18 protein-coding genes are annotated in these 20,128 nt (G+C 61.0%); 15 read left to right on the forward strand and 3 right to left on the reverse strand.

What is annotated here, in order from left to right:
- Positions 1-148: 148 nt before the first annotated feature.
- From dapC to map, 3 genes are all read right to left on the reverse strand, one after another.
- Positions 149-1,348 (reverse strand): succinyldiaminopimelate transaminase, encoded by a 1,200-nt coding sequence (gene dapC, locus AC515T_RS05450; protein WP_496531712.1) that lies wholly within the window; start codon positions 1,346-1,348, stop codon positions 149-151.
- A gap of 136 nt (positions 1,349-1,484) precedes the next feature.
- The gene (locus AC515T_RS05455; protein WP_496531713.1) at positions 1,485-4,187 is read right to left on the reverse strand and encodes a [protein-PII] uridylyltransferase; all 2,703 of its coding nucleotides are present in this window, start codon (positions 4,185-4,187) and stop codon (positions 1,485-1,487) included.
- A gap of 53 nt (positions 4,188-4,240) precedes the next feature.
- Positions 4,241-5,023 carry a type I methionyl aminopeptidase gene (gene map / locus AC515T_RS05460; protein WP_053118843.1) on the reverse strand — a complete coding sequence of 261 codons (783 nt, stop codon included), beginning with the start codon at positions 5,021-5,023 and terminating at the stop codon, positions 4,241-4,243.
- A gap of 448 nt (positions 5,024-5,471) precedes the next feature.
- Here map and rpsB point away from each other — a divergent pair, with 448 nt between their 5' ends.
- The 15 genes from rpsB (at position 5,472) to rnhB (ending at position 20,110) form a co-directional block, all read left to right on the forward strand.
- Positions 5,472-6,209 (forward strand): 30S ribosomal protein S2, encoded by a 738-nt coding sequence (rpsB, locus tag AC515T_RS05465; RefSeq protein ID WP_003198231.1) that lies wholly within the window; start codon positions 5,472-5,474, stop codon positions 6,207-6,209.
- 195 nt (positions 6,210-6,404) lie between these two features.
- Positions 6,405-7,268, forward strand: a complete 864-nt coding sequence (gene tsf, locus AC515T_RS05470) for a translation elongation factor Ts (RefSeq protein ID WP_024619613.1) — start codon at positions 6,405-6,407, stop codon at positions 7,266-7,268.
- A gap of 211 nt (positions 7,269-7,479) precedes the next feature.
- Positions 7,480-8,223 (forward strand): UMP kinase, encoded by a 744-nt coding sequence (gene pyrH, locus AC515T_RS05475; RefSeq protein ID WP_003184915.1) that lies wholly within the window; start codon positions 7,480-7,482, stop codon positions 8,221-8,223.
- Entirely contained in the window at positions 8,220-8,777 is a 558-nt protein-coding gene (gene frr / locus AC515T_RS05480) for a ribosome recycling factor (RefSeq protein ID WP_003184913.1), read from the forward strand. Before pyrH ends, frr begins: the two co-directional genes overlap by 4 nt.
- Positions 8,778-8,790: 13 nt before the next feature.
- Positions 8,791-9,546: a polyprenyl diphosphate synthase gene (gene uppS, locus AC515T_RS05485; RefSeq protein ID WP_496531714.1), complete on the forward strand. Its 756-nt coding sequence runs from the start codon at positions 8,791-8,793 to the stop codon at positions 9,544-9,546.
- Entirely contained in the window at positions 9,546-10,352 is an 807-nt protein-coding gene (locus AC515T_RS05490) for a phosphatidate cytidylyltransferase (RefSeq protein ID WP_496531715.1), read from the forward strand. The genes uppS and AC515T_RS05490 overlap by 1 nt, the downstream gene beginning before the upstream one ends.
- On the forward strand, positions 10,349-11,539 hold the full coding sequence (ispC, locus tag AC515T_RS05495; protein WP_496531716.1) for a 1-deoxy-D-xylulose-5-phosphate reductoisomerase: 1,191 nt from the start codon (positions 10,349-10,351) through the stop codon (positions 11,537-11,539). Before AC515T_RS05490 ends, ispC begins: the two co-directional genes overlap by 4 nt.
- A 52-nt stretch (positions 11,540-11,591) precedes the next feature.
- Entirely contained in the window at positions 11,592-12,944 is a 1,353-nt protein-coding gene (rseP, locus tag AC515T_RS05500) for an RIP metalloprotease RseP (protein WP_496531717.1), read from the forward strand.
- Positions 12,945-13,018: 74 nt separating this feature from the next.
- Positions 13,019-15,394: an outer membrane protein assembly factor BamA gene (gene bamA / locus AC515T_RS05505; RefSeq protein ID WP_496531718.1), complete on the forward strand. Its 2,376-nt coding sequence runs from the start codon at positions 13,019-13,021 to the stop codon at positions 15,392-15,394.
- A gap of 45 nt (positions 15,395-15,439) precedes the next feature.
- Complete coding sequence (locus AC515T_RS05510; protein ID WP_003184901.1) at positions 15,440-15,943, forward strand: OmpH/Skp family outer membrane protein; 504 nt, start codon at positions 15,440-15,442, stop codon at positions 15,941-15,943.
- Between the two features lie 3 nt (positions 15,944-15,946).
- Positions 15,947-17,002, forward strand: coding sequence for a UDP-3-O-(3-hydroxymyristoyl)glucosamine N-acyltransferase (gene lpxD, locus AC515T_RS05515; protein ID WP_496531719.1), 1,056 nt, complete (start codon positions 15,947-15,949; stop codon positions 17,000-17,002).
- 105 nt (positions 17,003-17,107) lie between these two features.
- On the forward strand, positions 17,108-17,548 hold the full coding sequence (gene fabZ, locus AC515T_RS05520; protein WP_003184897.1) for a 3-hydroxyacyl-ACP dehydratase FabZ: 441 nt from the start codon (positions 17,108-17,110) through the stop codon (positions 17,546-17,548).
- Entirely contained in the window at positions 17,545-18,321 is a 777-nt protein-coding gene (gene lpxA / locus AC515T_RS05525; RefSeq protein ID WP_053118863.1) for an acyl-ACP--UDP-N-acetylglucosamine O-acyltransferase, read from the forward strand. The genes fabZ and lpxA overlap by 4 nt, the downstream gene beginning before the upstream one ends.
- Positions 18,322-18,323: 2 nt before the next feature.
- A complete protein-coding gene (gene lpxB, locus AC515T_RS05530) occupies positions 18,324-19,454 on the forward strand; it encodes a lipid-A-disaccharide synthase (RefSeq protein ID WP_496531720.1) in 1,131 nt (376 codons plus the stop codon).
- Positions 19,451-20,110: a ribonuclease HII gene (gene rnhB / locus AC515T_RS05535; protein WP_496531721.1), complete on the forward strand. Its 660-nt coding sequence runs from the start codon at positions 19,451-19,453 to the stop codon at positions 20,108-20,110. The genes lpxB and rnhB overlap by 4 nt, the downstream gene beginning before the upstream one ends.
- Positions 20,111-20,128 lie beyond the last annotated feature (18 nt).

Below are 20,128 nucleotides of genomic sequence, written 5' to 3' on the forward strand. Positions count from 1 at the left end.
TTGCTCCCGCCGGGGCGCGAAGAGGCCCTGAAATAGGGCAACGCGGTATGTCAGGTAGATTGAGTTGAATGCTTTGGGGCTGCTACGCAGCCCCGCGGGAGCAAGCTCCCTCGCCACAACTGCGGTCTACTCAAGTCCTGAGGCGGGATTAACCCCGACGCTGAATGAACGCGCGAATCCGCTCGGCCGCTTCCACACATTCAGCCAATGGCGCGACCAAGGCCATGCGCACACGCCCGGCGCCTGGGTTGACGCCATTCACATCGCGGGACAGGTACGAGCCCGGCACGACGGTCACGTGTTCCTGTTCGAACAGGTCACGGCAGAACGCCGCATCATCGCCCGCCACATTCGGCCACAGATAGAAGCTGCCATCAGGCCGCTGCACATCCAGCACCGGGCTGAGGATTTCCAGCACGGCGTCGAACTTCTCCCGGTACAGCGCGCGGTTGGCTCGTACGTGTACTTCGTCGTTCCATGCGGCGATGCTCGCCAGTTGGGTCTGCACCGGCATCGCGCAGCCGTGATAGGTGCGGTAGAGCAGGAAACCCTTGAGGATGTCCGCGTCACCCGCGACGAAACCGGAGCGCAGGCCGGGCAGGTTGGAGCGTTTGGACAGGCTGTGGAACACCACGCAGCGCTTGAAATCCTGGCGACCCAGTTCGACGCAGGCGCTGAGCAGCCCTGGCGGCGGGGTTTGTTCGTCGAAGTAGAGTTCGCTGTAGCACTCATCCGCGGCGATGACGAAGTCATGTTCGTCAGCCAGGGCGATGAGTCTCTTCAACACATCCACCGGGATCAGTGCCCCGGTCGGGTTGCCCGGGGAGCACAGAAACAGGATCTGGCAGCGTTTCCAGATGTCCGGCGAGACCGCATCGAAATCCGGATTGAAGCCGTTCGCGTCCAGGCACGGCAGGTAGTGCGGCTTGGCCCCGGCCAGGAACGCCGCGCCTTCGTAGATCTGGTAGAACGGGTTCGGGCTGACCACCAGCGCATCGTCGTCCCGGTTGACCACGGTCTGGGTGAAGGCGAACAAGGCTTCGCGGGTGCCATTGACCGGCAGCACATGGCGCGCGGGGTCCAGCCAGCCGTTCGGCACGTTGAAGCGGCGCTCGCACCAGCCGGTGATGGCTTCACGCAATTCCGGGATACCGAGGGTGGTCGGGTACACGGCCATCTTTTCCAGATTGCTGGCCAGGGCCTCAGCCACGAAGCTGGGTGAGCGATGCTTGGGTTCGCCGATGGACAGCGCGATGGGGCGTTTGTCGGGGTTGGGCGTGACGCTGCCGAGCAGGGCGCGGAGTTTTTCGAACGGGTAGGGCTGCAACTGGTTCAGAGCGTTGTTCATCGAGGGCCTCGTCAATGTGGGCGCGGTCCTTGTGGGAGCGAGCTTGCTCGCGATGGCGGTGTGTCAGGCAGCATCAATGCTGGATGTTGCGCCGCTATCGCGAGCAAGCTCGCTCCCACAGAGGGGGATTGTTCGTTCAGATGCTGATCCGTGTCAGGTGAGCATCGGGTTCCTGGTTGACGCTCAGGTGCCGCACGATCGCCTCCTGCAGGCGGCTGCACAGTTGCGGATCGGACAGCGGCTGGTTGTGAGCGTCGGTGATGAAAAACACGTCTTCCACCCGTTCGCCGAGGGTGGCGATCTTGGCGTTTTGCAGCGACAGGTCGAACTCCAGGAAGATATGGCCGACCCGCGCCAGCAGGCCCGGGCGGTCCGGGGCGCTGAGTTCCAGCACGGTGACCTGGCGCTGGGCGTCGTTGTGGATCGTCACCTGGGGCGCAAAGGCGAAGTGCTTGAGCTGGCGCGGCACGCGGCGCTGGATGATGGTCGGGTAGTCCGCCGGGTTACGCAGGGCTTCGGTCAGGCCGTCGCGAATCTGCTTGACCCGCGCCGGGTTGTCGCCAATCGAGTCGCCATCGGTGTCGAGCACGATGTAGGTGTCGAGGGTGAACTGGCTGCTGGAGGTAATGACCCGGGCGTCATGGATGTTGAGGTTGAGCTGGTCCATCGCCGCCACGGTCACGGCGAAGAAGTCGTGCTGGTCCGGGGCGTAGATGAAGATCTGCGTGCCGCCCTCGAACTCGCGCTGGGTGGTTTCCTTGATCAGCACCAGCGGCCCGCCATCGGCCGGTTGCTGCAGGATCGCGTCGCTGTGCCAGGCCACGTCGCCGGCGGTGTGGCGCAGGAAATAGTCATCGCCCAATTGCGACCAGAGCTGTTCGACATCGTCCGGATCGGTGCCGCCGCGGACCAAAATGTCCAGGGCCGCGCTTTGGGTGCGACGGATCTGTTCTTCGCGGTCCACCGGGTTTTCCAGGCCACGGCGCAAGGCGCGCTTGGTCTCGGTGTAGAGCTGACGCAACAGGCTGGCGCGCCAGGAGTTCCACAGGCTCGGGTTGGTGGCGTTGATGTCGGCCACGGTCAGCACGTAGAGGTAATCCAGGCGCGTTTCATCGCCGACGATCTGGGCGAAGTCGTGGATCACCTGCGGGTCGGACAAGTCCTTGCGCTGGGCGGTGGTGGACATCACCAGGTGGTTCTGCACCAGCCAGACGATCAGCCGGCTGTCCCACACGGGCAGTTGATGGCGCTGGCAGAACGCCTCGGCATCCACCGCGCCGATCTCGGAGTGATCGCCCTGGCGACCCTTGCCGATGTCGTGGTACAGCCCGGCCATGTAGATCAGCTCAGGCTTGGGCAGCTTGCCCATGAGCTTGCTGGCCAGCGGGAATTTCTCCGACACCTGGGTGTACTGCAGCTTACGCAGGTGCTTGATCAGGTTCAGGGTGTGGGCGTCGACCGTATAGATGTGGAACAGGTCGTGTTGCATCTGCCCAACGATGAAGCCGAACTCCGGCAGATAGCGCCCGAGGATTCCATAGCGGTTCATGCGCCGCAGATTGCGGTGCACGCCGATCTTGCACTTGAACAGCTCGATGAACAGGCTGGTGTTGCGGATGTCGTGGCGGAAATCCTCATCGATCAGATGACGGTTTTCCCGCAGCAGGCGAATGGTGTCGGCGCGCACACCCTTGATTTCCGGCTGCTGGGCCATCAGCACGAAGATTTCGAGCATGGCGAACGGCGTGCGGCGGAACACATAGTCGTGACGCGCTTCGATGTAGCCGTCGTGGAGCTGGAAGCGGGAGTTGATCGGCTGCGGCGGTTCCTCGTCTTCGGGGGCGAGGATGACTTCCTCGAAGTGCTGGATGATCAGTTCGCTGAGCTGGGCGATGCTCATCACCACCCGATAGTACTGCTGCATGAAGTTTTCGATGGACTGCTTGGCATCCTGGCCCTCGAAACCCAACAGGCTGGCGATGGAGCGCTGGTGATCGAACAGCAGGCGGTCCTCGGAGCGCCCGGCGAGCATGTGCAGGGCGTAGCGGACCTTCCACAAAAATTCCTGGGACGAGGCCAGCAAGGCGTTTTCGCTTTCCACCAGGAACCCTTCGCCAGCCAGGGCGCGCAGGTTCAGCGTGCCGTACTGGCGGCGGGCCACCCACAGGATGGTCTGGATGTCCCGCAGCCCGCCGGGCGAGCCCTTGACGTTGGGCTCCAGGTTGTATTCGGTGTCGTTGTACTTGTGGTGGCGGGCCTTCTGCTCCGCGTGCTTGGCCAGGAAGAAGTCCTTGCTCGGCCACATGTGCGCCGTGCTGGTGACATCGAGCATGCGCTGGCGCAGGTGCTCGGGGCCGGCGATGGTGCGGCTTTCCATCAGGTTGGTGATCACCGTCAGGTCGGCGCGGGCCTCATCGGCGCATTCCTGCACCGAGCGCACGCTCTGGCCGACTTCCAGGCCGATGTCCCACAGCAGGGTCAGGAACCGCTCGATGGAGTCGCGGAAAATTTCATGATCGGCGCTGTCCAGCAGGATCAGCAGGTCGATGTCGGAGTAGGGGTGCAGCTCACCGCGCCCATAGCCGCCCACCGCCACCAGGGCGATGTCGGCGTCTTCACTCCAATCGAACTGCTCCCAGGCCTTTTGCAGGATGTTATCGACGAACCAGGCGCGGTCCTCGATCAACCGACGGATATCCCGGCCACTGCGAAAGCGCTGGTCGAGCACTTCGTGGGCCTGGCGGATCGCCTTCTTGAACGCCGAGATGGGGCTTGCCTTCAGGGCCAGTTCAGCCTGGAACTGGCCGCGGTCGAAGAGTTCGGGATCCACCTGCGGCATTGAATGGCTTTCCTTTCTATCTATATCTATCGGATCTATAGGCTGGGTTCGGATCAGGCGGAAACACGCGCGATGGTGTCATCGCTGCGCAGGGTGAAGATTTCATAGCCGGTCTCGGTGACCAGCAGGGTGTGTTCCCACTGGGCCGACAGCTTGCGGTCCTTGGTGATGGCGGTCCAGCCATCGCCCAGCACCTTGGTGTCGGCGCGGCCCTGGTTGATCATCGGCTCGATGGTGAAGGTCATGCCCGCCTGCAGCTCCATGCCGGTGCCGGCACGGCCGTAGTGCAGGATCTGCGGCTCTTCGTGGAACACCTTGCCAATGCCGTGGCCGCAGAACTCGCGCACCACCGAGAAGCCGTTCTTCTGCGCGTGCTTCTGGATCACTTCGCCGATGTCTCCCAGGCGGCAGCCCGGTTTCACCAGTTCGATGGCCATGTACATGCATTCCTGGGTGACCTTGGACAGGCGCTGGGCCCACTCCGGCACGTTGCCGACATGGAACATGCGGCTGGTGTCACCGTGATAGCCGTCCTTGATGACGGTGACGTCGATGTTCAGGGTGTCGCCATCCTTCAACGGTTTTTCGTTGGGGATGCCGTGGCAGACCACGTGGTTGATCGAGGTGCAGATCGACTTCGGGAAGCCTTTGTAGTTGAGCGGGGCCGGGATGGCTTTCTGCTCGTTGACGATGTAGTCGTGGCAGATGCGGTCCAGCTCTTCGGTGGTCACGCCCGGCTTGACGTAGTCGGCGATCATCTCCAGCACTTCGGCGGCGAGTTTTCCGGCGACACGCATTTTTGCGATGTCCTCGGGCGTCTTGAGGGTAACGGTCATACAGGCTCTCTCTGCGCCCGGCGGCGCTGTTCAAAACGAAATGGGCGGCGGATGATGAGCAGCGCGGCCCTGAAAGAGTCGATTCTAACAGACGATCAGTACAATGAGCTCTCCAGGCTGGAACTCTGTGGTGAGGGGATTTATCCCCGTTGGGCTGCGCAGCAGCCCAACATCAGGCAGCATGGTGTATCAAGTCGATTGAATCGCCTGGTATGGGGCCGCTACGCGTCCCAGCGGGGATAAATCCCCTCGCCACAAGAGGTTTTCAGAATCCGTGTTCCGTTTTCGCCCTTGCTGTGGTATAAAATGCGCCGCTTTCCGGGGATGACCCCGTAAGCTTAAATCCACACACGTGTCGACACGATGACCTGGGTGCCTTCGGCCTATACAGCCGCTGGTTGGTCATTGGGATACGTGGAGGCCAAACCCGACTTATCAAGGAACTATCATGTCCCAAGTCAACATGCGCGATATGCTGAAGGCCGGTGTGCACTTCGGTCACCAGACCCGTTACTGGAACCCGAAAATGGGCAAGTACATTTTCGGCGCGCGTAACAAGATCCACATCATCAACCTTGAAAAAACCCTGCCGATGTTCAACGAAGCACTGACCTTCGTAGAGCGCCTGGCCCAGGGCAAAAACAAGATTCTGTTCGTCGGCACCAAGCGTTCCGCTGGCAAGATCGTTGCTGAAGAAGCAGCACGTTGCGGTTCGCCGTACGTCGATCACCGCTGGTTGGGCGGCATGCTGACCAACTTCAAGACCATTCGCGCTTCCATCAAGCGTCTGCGTGACCTTGAAGTCCAGTCCGAAGACGGTACTTTCGCCAAGCTGACCAAGAAAGAAGCGCTGATGCGCACCCGCGATCTTGAGAAGCTGGACCGCTCCCTGGGCGGTATCAAGGACATGGGCGGTCTGCCTGACGCACTGTTCGTGATCGACGTTGACCACGAGCGCATCGCGATCACCGAAGCCAACAAGCTGGGTATCCCGGTCATCGGCGTTGTTGACACCAACAGCAGCCCGGAAGGCGTTGACTACATCATCCCAGGCAACGATGACGCCATCCGCGCCATCCAGCTGTACATGGGTTCGATGGCTGACGCTGTGATCCGTGGTCGCAACAATGTTAACGGCGGCACCGAAGTCTTCGCTGAAGAAGCTCCGGCAGCAGCCGCTGAGTAATCGACGCCCCTGGCGTTGACTCAGTAAGCAAAAAGGGGGCTTGGCCCCCTTTTTGCCACCTCGAAAACCATTTGCCGCCAGCGCAGTGACCTGTTTGTAACCTGCAGCGGCCTATAAGCAGTGGTTTTCCAGGAAGAATTGATCGCCCGTTCGATCGGGTGGAATGGTTGAAAACCTATCCAAGAGGATTTTGAAATGGCAGAGATTACTGCAGCGTTGGTCAAAGAACTGCGCGAGCGTACCGGCGAAGGCATGATGGATTGCAAGAAAGCCTTGACCAAGGCTGGCGGCGACATCGAGAAAGCCATTGATGACATGCGTGCTTCGGGCGCCATCAAGGCTGCCAAGAAAGCCGGCAACATTGCCGCTGAAGGCGCGATTGGTATCAAGGATGACGGTAAAGCTGCCGTTATCATCGAAGTCAACTCGCAGACTGACTTCCTGGCCCTGCAAGACGACTTCAAGGCATTCGTTGCTGCCAGCGTCGAAAAAGCATTCGCCGACAAACTGACCGACGCAGCTCCGCTGATCGCCGCTCAGGAATCGGCTCGTGAAGCCCTGGTTGCCAAAGTAGGCGAAAACGTCAACATCCGTCGCCTGGTTCGCGTCGAAGGTGATGTTGTCGGTTCCTACCTGCACGGCAACAAGATCGGCGTGGTTGTAGCCCTTAAAGGCGGCAACGTCGAGCTGGCCAAGGACATCGCGATGCACGTCGCTGCCAGCAACCCTGAGTTCCTGCTGCCTTCGGAAGTTTCCGCTGACGCCATCGAGCGCGAAAAAGCCGTGTTCATGCAGCTCAACGAAGACAAGATCAAAGGCAAGCCAGCCGAAATCGTTGAAAAAATGGTTGCCGGCCGTATCACCAAGTTCCTGGCAGAAGCCAGCCTGGTTGAGCAGGCGTTCGTCAAGAACCCTGAAATCAAGGTCGGTGAACTGGCCAAGAAAGGCGGCGCTGAAATCGTTTCCTTCACCTACTTCAAAGTGGGCGAAGGCATCGAGAAGCCAGTAGACAACTTCGCTGAAGAAGTGGCTGCTCAGCTGGCTGCCAGCAAGCAATAAGACAGTTTTCGTAACTGTCGCCCTGGAGAGGCTGCCCGCTTATGCGCGCAGCCTCTTTTCAGATGGGGATGCCGATTTTTATTGGTTTCCTGTCGGAACTGGCTTACAAAGCCGTGTTCCGATGGCGCTGTGTCAGCGTCAGCTAGAGTGAACGCAGGCTGTAAACAGTTTGCAAAGAATTTTCGAAAATACGCCGCAGGAGAGATTCGCAATGGCTCAGCAGGGCAGTGGTTATCAGGCTCGCTATAAACGCATTCTACTCAAGCTTAGCGGCGAGGCCCTGATGGGCTCGGAAGAGTTCGGGATCGATCCGAAAGTGCTGGATCGCATGGCCCTGGAAGTTGGCCAGTTGGTCGGGATCGGCGTTCAGGTCGGCCTGGTCATCGGCGGTGGCAACCTGTTCCGCGGCGCAGCGCTGAGCGCGGCCGGCATGGATCGGGTCACGGGCGACCACATGGGGATGCTGGCCACTGTGATGAACGCCCTGGCTATGCGCGACGCGCTGGAGCGTGCCAATATCTCGGCCATCGTGATGTCGGCCATTTCCATGGTTGGCGTGACCGATCACTACGACCGCCGCAAAGCCATGCGCCACCTCAACGCCAAGGAAGTGGTGATTTTTGCCGCCGGTACCGGCAATCCGTTCTTCACCACGGATTCGGCCGCCTGCCTGCGAGCGATCGAGATCGATGCCGATGTCGTGCTCAAGGCCACCAAGGTCGATGGCGTCTATACCGCTGACCCGTTCAAGGACCCGCATGCCGAGAAGTTCGATCATCTGACCTACGATGAAGTGCTGGATCGCAAGCTGGGTGTCATGGATCTGACGGCTATCTGCCTGTGCCGTGACCACAAGATGCCGCTACGTGTCTTTAATATGAACAAGCCTGGCGCCCTGCTGAATATCGTCCATGGCGGCGCCGAAGGAACACTGATCGAGGAAGCGCAACAATGATCAACGAAATCAAGAAAGACGCTGAACAGCGCATGCAGAAATCCCTGGAGTCCCTGGCGCACAACTTCGGTCGCATCCGCACCGGCCAGGCGCACCCGAGCATCCTTGAAGGCGTGATGGTGCCGTACTACGGCTCCGATACCCCGATCAAGCAGGTGGCCAACATCACCGTCAAGGACGCGCGTACCCTGCAGGTCGTGGCTTTCGAGCGCAACATGCTGGGCGCGGTCGACAAGGCCATCGGCAGTGCCGGTCTGAACCTGAACCCGACCAACCTGGGTGAGCTGCTGCTGATCTCCATGCCGGCCCTGACTGAAGAAACCCGTCGTGGTTTCACCAAGCAGGCCCGTGATGTGGCTGAAGACGCCCGTGTTGCCGTGCGCAACATCCGTCGTGATGCCAACAGCCAGCTCAAGGACCTGGTCAAGGAAAAGGAAATCAGCGAAGACGAAGAGCGTCGCGCCACTGGCGAGATCGACGACCTGACCAAGAAGTACGTGGCTAAGATCGACGCGGATTTGGCGCAGAAAGAAAAAGACCTGATGGCCGTATAAGGGTCTCGTTTTCATGGAAAAGACCAAGCAGGCCGTGCCGTTCGCGGTGCCGCGCCACGTGGCGATCATCATGGACGGCAACAACCGTTGGGCCAAGAAACGCTTTATGCCTGGTGTCGCCGGGCACAAGGCGGGGGTCGATGCGGTTCGCGCCGTCATCGAGGTGTGCGCCGAGGCAGGGGTCGAGGTGCTGACCCTGTTCGCCTTCTCCAGCGAGAACTGGCAGCGGCCGGCCGATGAAGTCAGCGCCTTGATGGACCTGTTCCTCAAGGCCCTGCGCCGTGAGGCCAAGCGCCTCGACGACAACAAGATCAGCTTGCGCATCATTGGTGATCGCTCGCGCTTCCATCCTGAATTGCAGGCTGCGATGCGCGACGCCGAGGCCGCGACAGCGGGTTCCAATCGGTTCGTCCTGCAAATCGCTGCCAACTATGGTGGCCAGTGGGACATTGCCCAGGCTGCCCAGCGGTTGGCGCGAGAAGTCCAGGCCGGGCACTTGCGTCCGGAAGACATTACCCCTGAACTGTTGCAGACCTGCCTGGCGACCGGCGACCTGCCATTGCCGGACCTGTGCATCCGTACCGGTGGCGAGCATCGCATCAGCAACTTCCTGCTCTGGCAGTTGGCCTATGCCGAGCTGTACTTCTCCGACCTGTTCTGGCCGGACTTCAAACACGAAGCCATGCGCAGCGCACTGGCCGATTTCGCTTCCCGTCAGCGTCGCTTCGGTAAAACGAGCGAGCAGATCGAAGCTGGAGCCCGGGTTTAATGCTTAAACAACGAATCATCACTGCCTTGATCCTGTTGCCCATCGCCCTGGGTGGTTTCTTCCTGCTCAAGGGCGCCAGTTTTGCGCTGTTCATCGGGCTGGTCGTGACCCTGGGGGCGTGGGAATGGGCGCGGCTGGCGGGTTTTCCTGCGCAGTCGGCGCGCGTGGCCTACGCAGCGGCCGTGGCGGCCATGCTGTTCATCATGTACGTGGTGCCCGGCCTTGCGCCTTGGGTGCTGGGCGCCGCGGTGCTGTGGTGGGCGACAGCGACCTTCCTGGTCCTGACCTATCCGCAGACTACGCATCATTGGGCCAATGCGGCGACCAAGCTGGTCATCGGCCTGTTGATCCTGCTGCCGGCCTGGCAGGGTTTGATCTGGATCAAGCAAGGTCCGCTGGGCAACTGGCAGATCATGGCGGTGATGGTGCTGGTCTGGGGTGCCGACATCGGCGCCTATTTTTCCGGCAAGGCCTTCGGCAAGCGCAAGCTCGCGCCAAAAGTCAGCCCTGGCAAGAGTTGGGAAGGGGTCTATGGTGGCCTGGTCTTGAGCCTGGTGATCACCACGGTGGTCGGTTTCGTGCGGGACTGGACGGTCGCGCAACTGTTCATGGGCCTTATTGGTGCCGCCCTGATCGTATTTGTTTCCGTGGTCGGCGACCTGACCGAAAGCATGTTCAAGCGTCAATCCGGGATCAAGGACAGCAGTAACCTGTTGCCTGGTCACGGCGGCGTGCTGGATCGCATCGACAGCCTGACTGCCGCGATCCCGATCTTTGCCGTGCTGTTGTGGATGGCTGCACCGTGAGTCGCCCCCAGCAGATCACTGTCCTTGGCGCGACCGGTTCGATTGGCCTGAGTACGCTTGACGTCATTGGCCGGCATCCGGAGCGCTACCAGGTGTTCGCCCTCAGTGGCTTCACGCGTTTGAGCGAATTGCTGGCGTTGTGCATTCGCCACACGCCGCGGTTTGCCGTGGTGCCTGAGGTCGGCGTGGCGCGGGCGCTGCAGGACGATCTGCGCGCAGCCGGCCTGCAAACCCGTGTGCTGGTGGGGGAGAAGGGGCTCTGTCAAGTGGCTGCCGCCCCTGAAGTCGACGCCGTGATGGCGGCGATCGTCGGTGCGGCGGGCCTGCGTCCGACCCTCGCGGCGGTGGAAGCCGGCAAGAAGATCCTGTTGGCCAATAAAGAGGCGCTGGTGATGTCCGGCGCGCTGTTCATGCAGGCTGTACGCAAGAGCGGCTCGGTGTTGCTGCCGATCGACAGCGAGCACAATGCGATTTTTCAATGCATGCCGCGGGATTTTTCCCGTGGTCTCGGCGCGGTGGGCGTCCGGCGGATTTTGCTGACGGCCTCCGGTGGTCCGTTCCGGCAGACGCCGCTGGAAGAATTGGTGCATGTTTCACCCGAACAGGCCTGTGCACATCCGAACTGGTCCATGGGGCGCAAGATTTCCGTGGATTCGGCCAGCATGATGAACAAGGGCCTGGAGTTGATCGAGGCCTGCTGGTTGTTCGATGCCAAGCCGTCGCAAGTCGAGGTGGTGATTCACCCCCAGAGCGTGATTCACTCCCTGGTGGACTACGTTGACGGGTCAGTGCTGGCCCAGTTGGGCAACCCGGACATGCGCACCCCGATCGCCAACGCCCTGGCCTGGCCGGAGCGTATCGACTCGGGCGTTGCGCCGCTGGACCTGTTCGCTATCGCTCGCCTGGATTTCCAGGCGCCCGATGAGCAGCGCTTCCCCTGCCTGCGCCTGGCGCGCCAGGCGGCCGAGGTGGGCAACAGTGCACCGGCCATGTTGAACGCTGCCAATGAAGTGGCCGTTGCCGCGTTTCTCGATGGACGTGTCCGTTACCTCGAGATCGCGAGTATCATCGAGGAAGTCTTGAATCTCGAGGCCGTGGTTTCGGTTGATGACCTCGATACAGTATTTACGGCGGATGCCAGGGCTCGTGAGTTGGCGGGCCAATGGCTGCAGCGCCACGGGCGTTGAAGCTGCGATACGTTAGCCAGGGCTGCCCTGGACAGGATTGCGGAGAAAACAGATGAGCGCGCTCTATATGATTGTCGGCACCCTGGTTGCCTTGGGGGTGTTGGTCACTTTTCACGAATTCGGTCATTTCTGGGTTGCGCGTCGCTGTGGCGTCAAGGTCCTGCGTTTTTCCGTGGGCTTTGGCATGCCATTGCTGCGCTGGCACGACAAGAAAGGCACGGAGTTCGTCGTGGCGGCCATCCCATTGGGCGGCTACGTCAAGATGCTCGACGAGCGCGAAGGCGAAGTCCCGGCCGATCAGCTCGATCAATCCTTCAATCGCAAGACCGTCCGTCAGCGTATCGCCATCGTCGCGGCGGGGCCGATTGCCAACTTCCTGCTGGCCATGGTGTTTTTCTGGGGCCTGGCCATGCTGGGCAGCGAGCAGGTGCGTCCGGTCATCGGCGGGGTAGAGGCCGGTAGCGTCGCCGCCCGTGCCGGGCTGGGTGCCGGGCAGGAAATTATCGCTATCGATGGTGAGCCGACATCGGGCTGGGCGGCGGTCAACCTGCAGCTGGTGCGTCGTTTGGGTGAGAGTGGGTCGTTGCAGTTGCTGGTGCGCGAGCAGGGTTCCACGGTGGACTCGCCTCGCGAGCTGGTCCTGGACAACTGGCTCAAGGGCGCCGACGAGCCGGATCCGATCCGTTCCCTGGGGATCAAGCCATGGCGTCCGGCCTTGCCGCCGATACTCGCCGAACTCGACCCGAAAGGCCCGGCCCAGGCTGCCGGCCTGAAGACCGGCGATCGGTTGCTGGCCCTCGACGGCCAGCCGGTCAGCGACTGGCAGCAGGTGGTCGATTCGGTTCGTGTACGTCCTGATACCAAAATTGTGCTGCGCATCGAGCGCGACGGTGCTCCAATCGACGTCCCAGTGACCCTGGCCGCCCGTGGCGAGAGCAAGGCGCCGACCGGTTACCTGGGAGCGGGCGTCAAGGCGGTCGACTGGCCGCCGGAAATGATCCGCGAGGTCAGTTTCGGCCCTGTGGCGGCGATTGGCGAGGGTGCGCGTCGTACCTGGACCATGAGCATCCTGACGCTGGACTCGCTCAAGAAAATGTTGTTCGGCGAGCTCTCGGTAAAAAACTTGAGTGGACCGATAACCATTGCTAAAGTGGCGGGCGCTTCTGCCCAGTCGGGCGTTGCTGATTTCCTGAATTTCCTTGCTTATCTGAGCATTAGCCTGGGGGTTCTGAATTTGCTGCCCATCCCGGTACTGGATGGGGGGCATCTGCTGTTTTATCTGATCGAGTGGGCGCGTGGTCGTCCCTTGTCGGATCGGGTGCAAGGTTGGGGGATACAGATCGGTATCAGCTTGGTGGTCGGGGTCATGTTGCTTGCCCTCGTCAACGATCTGGGTCGTCTGTAACGCTTCGCTGAATTGCGAATCTGCCGCATTTTGCGGCAGTTTGTTTATTGCCAGTTGGAATAAGAAAGGACTTCATGAAACGTCTGCTGCTAACTGCGGTTCTCACCGTATTGATGATCGCCGAAGTTCACGCCGAGTCCTTCACTATCTCTGATATTCGCGTCAATGGCCTCCAGCGGGTCTCCGCGGGTAGCGTCTTTGGTGCCTTGCCGTTGAACGTCGGCGAGCAGGCGGATGATCGGCGCCTGGTGGAATCCACGCGTGCGCTGTTCAAGACCGGCTTCTTTCAAGATATCCAGCTGGGCCGTGACGGCAATGTCCTGGTCATCACGGTAGTCGAGCGCCCGTCGGTCGCCAGTATCGAGATCGAAGGCAACAAGGCGATCTCCACTGAAGACCTGATGAAGGGCCTCAAGCAATCCGGCCTGGCCGAAGGCGAGATCTTCCAGCGCGCCACCCTCGAAGGTGTGCGTAACGAGCTGCAGCGCCAGTACGTTGCCCAGGGCCGCTACTCGGCCACCGTCGACACCGAAGTGGTGCCGCAGCCGCGCAACCGCGTCGGCCTGAAGGTCAACATCAACGAAGGCACCGTGGCGGCCATCCAGCACATCAACGTGGTGGGCAACACGGTTTTCCCGGATGAAGACCTGATCGACCTGTTCGAACTCAAGACCACCAACTGGCTGTCGTTCTTCAAGAACGACGACAAGTACGCCCGTGAAAAACTTTCCGGTGACCTGGAGCGCCTGCGTTCCTACTACCTGGACCGCGGCTACATCAACATGGACATCGCTTCGACCCAGGTGTCCATCACCCCGGACAAGAAGCACGTCTACATCACCGTCAACGTCAACGAAGGCGAGAAGTACACCGTTCGTGACGTCAAGCTCAGCGGTGACCTGAAGGTCCCCGAGGACCAGGTCAAGTCGCTGCTGCTGGTACAGAAGGGCCAGGTGTTCTCGCGCAAGCTGATGACTACCACCTCCGAGCTGATCACCCGCCGCCTGGGTAACGAGGGCTACACCTTCGCCAACGTCAACGGCGTGCCACAGCCCCATGATGAAGACCACACCGTCGACATCACTTTCGCCGTGGACCCGGGCAAGCGCGCCTACGTCAACCGCATCAACTTCCGTGGCAACACCAAGTCCGAGGACGAAGTGCTGCGCCGTGAAATGCGCCAGATGGAAGGTGGCTGGGCCTCGACCTACCTGATCGACCAGTCCAAGACCCGCCTGGAGCGCCTGGGCTTCTTCAAGGAAGTCAACGTCGAGACCCCGGCCGTGCCGGGCGTCGATGACCAGGTCGATGTGAACTACAGCGTCGAAGAGCAGGCTTCCGGCTCGATCACCGCCAGCGTCGGTTTCGCCCAGAGTGCCGGCCTGATCCTCGGTGGCTCGATCACCCAGAACAACTTCCTGGGTACCGGTAACAAGGTCAGCATCGGCTTGACCCGCAGCGAATACCAGACCCGCTATAACTTCGGTTTCGTGGACCCCTACTGGACCGCTGACGGCGTGAGCCTGGGCTACAACGCCTTCTACCGCACCACCGACTATGACGAGCTGGACTCTGACATCTCCAGCTATGCGGTGGACAGCTACGGTGTCGGCGCCAACGTGGGCTACCCGATCAGCGAGACTTCGCGCCTGACCTTCGGCCTCACCGCCCAGCAGGACAAGATCAACACCGGTCGCTACACCGTCGACGAGATCTTCGATTTCGTGAACAAGGAAGGCGACAGCTACCTGAACTTCAAGGCGTCTGCCGGTTGGTCCGAGTCGACCCTGAACAAGGGCGTGCTGGCGACCCGTGGTCATTCCCAGAGCCTGGTGCTTGAAAGCACGATTCCTGGCAGCGACCTGTCGTTCTTCAAGCTCGACTACCGTGGCCAACTGTTCCAGCCGTTGACCGATAACTACACCATGCGCCTGCACACCGAACTGGGTTATGGCGACGGTTATGGCTCGACCGATGGTCTGCCGTTCTACGAGAACTATTACGCCGGTGGTTTCAACTCGGTACGCGGTTTCAAGGACAGCACCCTTGGCCCGCGCAGTACGCCGAGTCGAGGCAACAACCCAGGCACAATTGCCGACCCGGACCAGGATCCACTGCCGTTCGGTGGCAACGTATTGATCCAGGGTGGCGTCGAGGTTCTGTTCCCGATGCCGTTCGTCAAGGATCAACGCTCCCTGCGTACCTCGGTATTCTGGGACGTGGGTAACGTTTTCGATTCAAGTTGCAGTGACACCACCAACGCCAACGGCACCAAGTCCGACACAAAGTGCAACGACATCAGCCTGAGCAACCTGGCCAGTTCCGTGGGTGTGGGCGTGACCTGGGTCACCGCGCTGGGTCCTTTGAGCTTCGCGTTGGCGATGCCGATCAAGAAACCGGATGACGCTGAAACCCAAGTGTTCCAATTCTCCCTCGGCCAGACGTTCTAAGCGTCTGACCCAAGATAACGACAATGGATTTTGTAGGAGTACATCGTGCGTAAGTTGACTCAATTGGTTCTCCTGGCGACCGTACTGGTCGCAGGTCCGGCTTTTGCCGACATGAAGATTGCCGTGCTGAATTATCAGATGGCCCTGCTGGAATCCGACGCGGCGAAGAAGTACGCCGTGGATGCGGAGAAGAAATTCGGCCCGCAACTGACCAAGCTCAAGGGCCTGGAAAGCAGCGCCAAAGGCATTCAGGATCGTCTGGTCGCCGGTGGCGACAAGATGGCCCAGGGCGAGCGCGAGCGCCTGGAGCTTGAGTTCAAGCAAAAGGCCCGTGACTTCCAGTTCCAGTCCAAGGAGCTGAACGAGGCGAAAGCCGTTGCCGACCGCGAGATGCTCAAGCAACTCAAGCCGAAGCTCGACAGCGCCGTGGAAGAAGTCATCAAGAAGGGTGGTTTTGATCTGGTGTTCGAGCGTGGCGCAGTGATCGATGTCAAGCCTCAATACGACATCACGCGCCAAGTGATCGAGCGCATGAATCAGCTGAAGTAATCCATGACAGCGACTATCAAGCTCGGCCAGTTGGCCGAGTTCCTCGGCGCCACCCTGCGTGGCGACCCGGAGAAAGCAATTACTGGGCTAGCCACTTTGCAAGAGGCTGGCCCAGCTCAGTTGAGCTTTCTGGCAAACCCTCAATACCGTAAGTACCTGGCCGACAGCCGGGCCGCCGCGCTGTTGCTCAAGGCCGCTGATGCCGATGGGTTTGCCGGCGATGCCCTGATCGTGCCCGATCCGTACCTGGCGTATGCCCGCATTTCCCATCTGTTCGATCCCAAACCGACATCGGCCGCCGGTATTCATCCCAGCGCCGTGATCGCCGCAGATGCCGTGGTTGACCCCACGGCCAGCGTTGGCCCGTTCGTGGTCATCGAAAGCGCGGCCCGAATTGGTGCCGGCGTCACGCTGGGCGCCCATTGCGTCATTGGTGCGCGCAGCGAGATCGGCGAGGGTGGCTGGCTGGCACCACGGGTCACCCTGTATCACGATGTGCGCATCGGCAAGCGGGTGGTGATCCAGTCCGGCGCGGTGCTGGGCGGCGAAGGGTTCGGTTTCGCCAATGAAAAAGGCATCTGGCAGAAGATCGCCCAAATCGGCGGCGTCACCATTGGCGATGACGTGGAGATCGGCGTCAACACCGCGATCGACCGTGGCGCCCTGGCCGACACGGTCATCGGCAATGGGGTCAAGCTCGACAACCAGATCCAGATCGCCCACAACGTCCAGGTCGGTGACCACACCGCCATGGCCGCCTGCGTGGGCATCTCCGGCAGCACCAAGATCGGCAAGCACTGCATGCTCGCCGGTGGCGTGGGCCTGGTGGGCCATATCGATATCTGTGACAACGTGTTCCTGACCGGGATGACCATGGTGACCCACTCGATTACCGAGCCGGGTGCCTATTCTTCCGGCACAGCCATGCAACCGGCAGCCGAATGGCGCAAGAGCGCGGCGCGTATCCGTCAGCTCGACGACATCGCGCGGCGCCTCAAGCAGGTGGAAAAGCGTGTAGGGGACGTGACCCCTGGCGGTAATGCTTCATCAGATGGCTGATACCATTTCCATATCAAGTGTGCACAGCCGTTAGGGCATCTTGATTTGCTAGCGGAGTGCGCGTCACTCGTGCGCTCCCAATCTTTACATAGGCTTCCCCCCGAAATGATGGACATCAACGAGATTCGTGAATACCTGCCTCACCGTTACCCGTTCCTGCTGGTGGATCGGGTGGTGGACCTGGACGTTGAAGGCAAGCGCATTCGCGCCTATAAGAATGTCAGCATCAACGAGCCGTTCTTCAATGGTCACTTCCCCGCGCATCCAATCATGCCGGGTGTATTGATCATCGAGGCGATGGCCCAGGCTGCCGGGATCCTTGGTTTCAAAATGCTCGACGTCAAGCCTGCCGACGGCACGCTCTATTACTTCGTCGGTTCCGACAAGCTGCGCTTCCGCCAGCCGGTCACCCCGGGCGACCAGTTGATCCTCGAAGCCAAGTTCATCAGTTGCAAGCGCCAGATCTGGAAGTTCGAATGCCAGGCTTCGGTCGACGGCAAGCCAGTCTGCTCCGCTGAAATCATCTGTGCGGAACGCAAACTATGAGTTTGATTGACCCTCGCGCAATCATCGATCCGACGGCCGTCCTGGCCGCCGATGTCGAGGTCGGCCCGTGGTCGATTGTCGGCGCAGGTGTGGAAATCGGCGAGGGTACGGTGATCGGTCCCCACGTAATTCTCAAGGGACCGACCCGGATTGGTCGACACAATCGCATCTACCAGTTTTCTTCGGTAGGCGAGGACACGCCCGATCTCAAGTACAAAGGTGAAGAAACCCGTCTGGTCATTGGCGATCACAACGTGATCCGCGAAGGCGTGACGATTCACCGTGGCACCGTCCAGGATCGTTCCGAAACGACCCTGGGCGACCACAACCTGATCATGGCTTACGCACACATCGGCCATGACAGCGTGATTGGCAACCATTGCATCCTGGTCAACAACACCGCGTTGGCCGGCCACGTGCACGTGGACGATTGGGCGATCCTGTCCGGGTTCACCCTGGTGCACCAGTATTGCCATATCGGCGCCCATAGTTTCTCCGGCATGGGCACCGCCATCGGCAAGGACGTCCCGGCCTATGTCACGGTGTTCGGCAACCCGGCCGAAGCCCGCAGCATGAACTTCGAAGGCATGCGCCGTCGTGGTTTCAGCGAAGAAGCGATTACGGCCCTGCGTCGCGCCTACAAGGTGGTGTACCGCCAGGGCCTGACCGTCGAGCAGGCGCTTGCCGAACTGGCCGAGGCTTCGGCGCAATACCCGGAAGTCGCGATCTTCCGCGATTCCATCCAGTCTTCGACCCGCGGCATCACTCGCTGACCATGGCTAACGTGCGCGTTGCACTGGTGGCGGGAGAGGCTTCCGGTGACATTCTGGGCGCGGGTCTGATGCGAGCGCTCAAGGCGCAGCACCCCGCGGTGGAATTCATCGGCGTCGGTGGGCCGTTGATGCAGGCCGAGGGCCTGACCTCCTATTTTCCGATGGAACGCCTGTCAGTGATGGGCCTGGTGGAAGTGCTCGGTCGCCTGCGGGAGCTGCTGGCCCGGCGCAAGAAGCTGATCCAGACCCTGATCGAGGAAAAACCGGATGTGTTCATCGGCATCGATGCGCCGGATTTCACCCTCAATATCGAACTCAAGTTGCGTCAGGCCGGGATCAAGACCGTGCACTACGTCAGCCCGTCGGTCTGGGCCTGGCGGCAGAAGCGGGTGCTGAAGATCCGCGAAGGCTGCGACCTGATGCTGACGCTGCTGCCGTTCGAGGCCAAGTTCTACGAAGAGAAGGGCGTGCCGGTGCGGTTTGTCGGGCACACCCTGGCCGATACCATTCCCCTGGAAGCCGACCGCGAGGCAGCTCGCCAGGCGTTGGGCTTGCCCGACGGGCCGTTGGTGGCCTTGATGCCCGGCAGCCGGGGCGGCGAAGTGAGTCGCCTGGGCGGCCTGTTTTTCGACGCCGCGCAGCGCCTGCGGGCGCTGCGCCCCGGTGTACGTTTTGTCCTGCCGTGTGCCAGCCCGCAACGCCGTGTCCAGCTGGAAGCCCTGCTGGTCGGTCGCGATTTGCCGGTGACGTTGCTCGATGGCCGTTCCCATGATGCGTTGGCGGCCTGTGATGCCGTGTTGATTGCCTCCGGTACTGCTACCCTTGAGGCGTTGTTGTACAAACGCCCGATGGTGGTCGCCTATCGCCTGGCGCCGCTGACGTTCTGGATTCTCAAGCGCATGGTCAAGAGCCCCTACGTGTCCTTGCCGAACCTGCTGGCCCAGCGCCTGTTGGTGCCGGAGCTGCTGCAGGACGACGCGACCGCCGAGGCATTGGCCAACACGCTGTCGCCCTTGATCGACGGCGGCGAGGAGCAGACCTGGGGCTTTGACGAAATTCACCGTACCCTGCGTCGCGATGCCTCCAACCAGGCGGCTGACGCGGTATTGACCCTGATTGGCGCAAAACCATGAGCAACGTAAAACTACAGATGGGCCTGGACTTCAACCTGGTCGCCGAAGTGGAAGAGCTGGTGGCCGGTGTCGATGAAGTGGGGCGTGGCCCGTTGTGCGGCGCGGTGGTGACGGCGGCGGTGATTCTCGATCCGAACCGGCCGATCCTGGGCCTCAATGATTCGAAGAAACTCACTGAGGCCCGTCGCGAAAAACTCTACGACGAAATCTGCGAGAAAGCCCTGAGCTGGTGCATCGCCCGGGCCGAAGTCGAAGAGATCGATGAACTCAATATCCTGCACGCCACCATGCTCGCCATGCAGCGTGCGGTGCAGGGCCTGCACATCACGCCGAAGCTGGCGATGATCGATGGCAATCGCTGCCCGAAACTGTCGATGCGCGCCGAAGCGGTCATCCAGGGCGACGGCAAGGTGCCAGCCATCGCGGCGGCCTCGATCCTGGCGAAGGTCAGCCGTGACCGGGAAATGAGCGCCTTCGAGTTGATCTACCCGGGCTACGGCATCGGCAGCCACAAGGGCTACCCGACCCCCGTGCATCTCGAAGCCCTGGCGCGCCTTGGGCCAACGCCGATCCACAGGCGTTCGTTTGCCCCGGTGCGGCTGGCTTATGAAGCCCGTGAAGGTCTGATCGTCAGCAGCCAGTGTGCTGTGTCTTAAGGACAACACCGCTTTTGT

Source organism: Pseudomonas sp. FSO-7, assembly GCF_059579345.1.

Excerpts from the sequence above, each read along its gene's own strand:
- bamA (WP_496531718.1), top strand. The coding sequence starts at position 13,019 with ATGAAACGTCTGCTGCTAACTGCGGTTCTCACCGTATTGATGATCGCC.
- rpsB (WP_003198231.1), top strand. The coding sequence starts at position 5,472 with ATGTCCCAAGTCAACATGCGCGATATGCTGAAGGCCGGTGTGCACTTC.
- lpxD (WP_496531719.1), top strand. The coding sequence starts at position 15,947 with ATGACAGCGACTATCAAGCTCGGCCAGTTGGCCGAGTTCCTCGGCGCC.
- pyrH (WP_003184915.1), top strand. The coding sequence starts at position 7,480 with ATGGCTCAGCAGGGCAGTGGTTATCAGGCTCGCTATAAACGCATTCTA.
- rnhB (WP_496531721.1), top strand. The coding sequence starts at position 19,451 with ATGAGCAACGTAAAACTACAGATGGGCCTGGACTTCAACCTGGTCGCC.
- lpxB (WP_496531720.1), top strand. The coding sequence starts at position 18,324 with ATGGCTAACGTGCGCGTTGCACTGGTGGCGGGAGAGGCTTCCGGTGAC.
- frr (WP_003184913.1), top strand. The coding sequence starts at position 8,220 with ATGATCAACGAAATCAAGAAAGACGCTGAACAGCGCATGCAGAAATCC.
- map (WP_053118843.1), bottom strand. The coding sequence starts at position 5,023 with ATGACCGTTACCCTCAAGACGCCCGAGGACATCGCAAAAATGCGTGTC.
- dapC (WP_496531712.1), bottom strand. The coding sequence starts at position 1,348 with ATGAACAACGCTCTGAACCAGTTGCAGCCCTACCCGTTCGAAAAACTC.
- uppS (WP_496531714.1), top strand. The coding sequence starts at position 8,791 with ATGGAAAAGACCAAGCAGGCCGTGCCGTTCGCGGTGCCGCGCCACGTG.
- fabZ (WP_003184897.1), top strand. The coding sequence starts at position 17,108 with ATGATGGACATCAACGAGATTCGTGAATACCTGCCTCACCGTTACCCG.
- rseP (WP_496531717.1), top strand. The coding sequence starts at position 11,592 with ATGAGCGCGCTCTATATGATTGTCGGCACCCTGGTTGCCTTGGGGGTG.
- lpxA (WP_053118863.1), top strand. The coding sequence starts at position 17,545 with ATGAGTTTGATTGACCCTCGCGCAATCATCGATCCGACGGCCGTCCTG.
- AC515T_RS05490 (WP_496531715.1), top strand. The coding sequence starts at position 9,546 with ATGCTTAAACAACGAATCATCACTGCCTTGATCCTGTTGCCCATCGCC.
- tsf (WP_024619613.1), top strand. The coding sequence starts at position 6,405 with ATGGCAGAGATTACTGCAGCGTTGGTCAAAGAACTGCGCGAGCGTACC.
- AC515T_RS05455 (WP_496531713.1), bottom strand. The coding sequence starts at position 4,187 with ATGCCGCAGGTGGATCCCGAACTCTTCGACCGCGGCCAGTTCCAGGCT.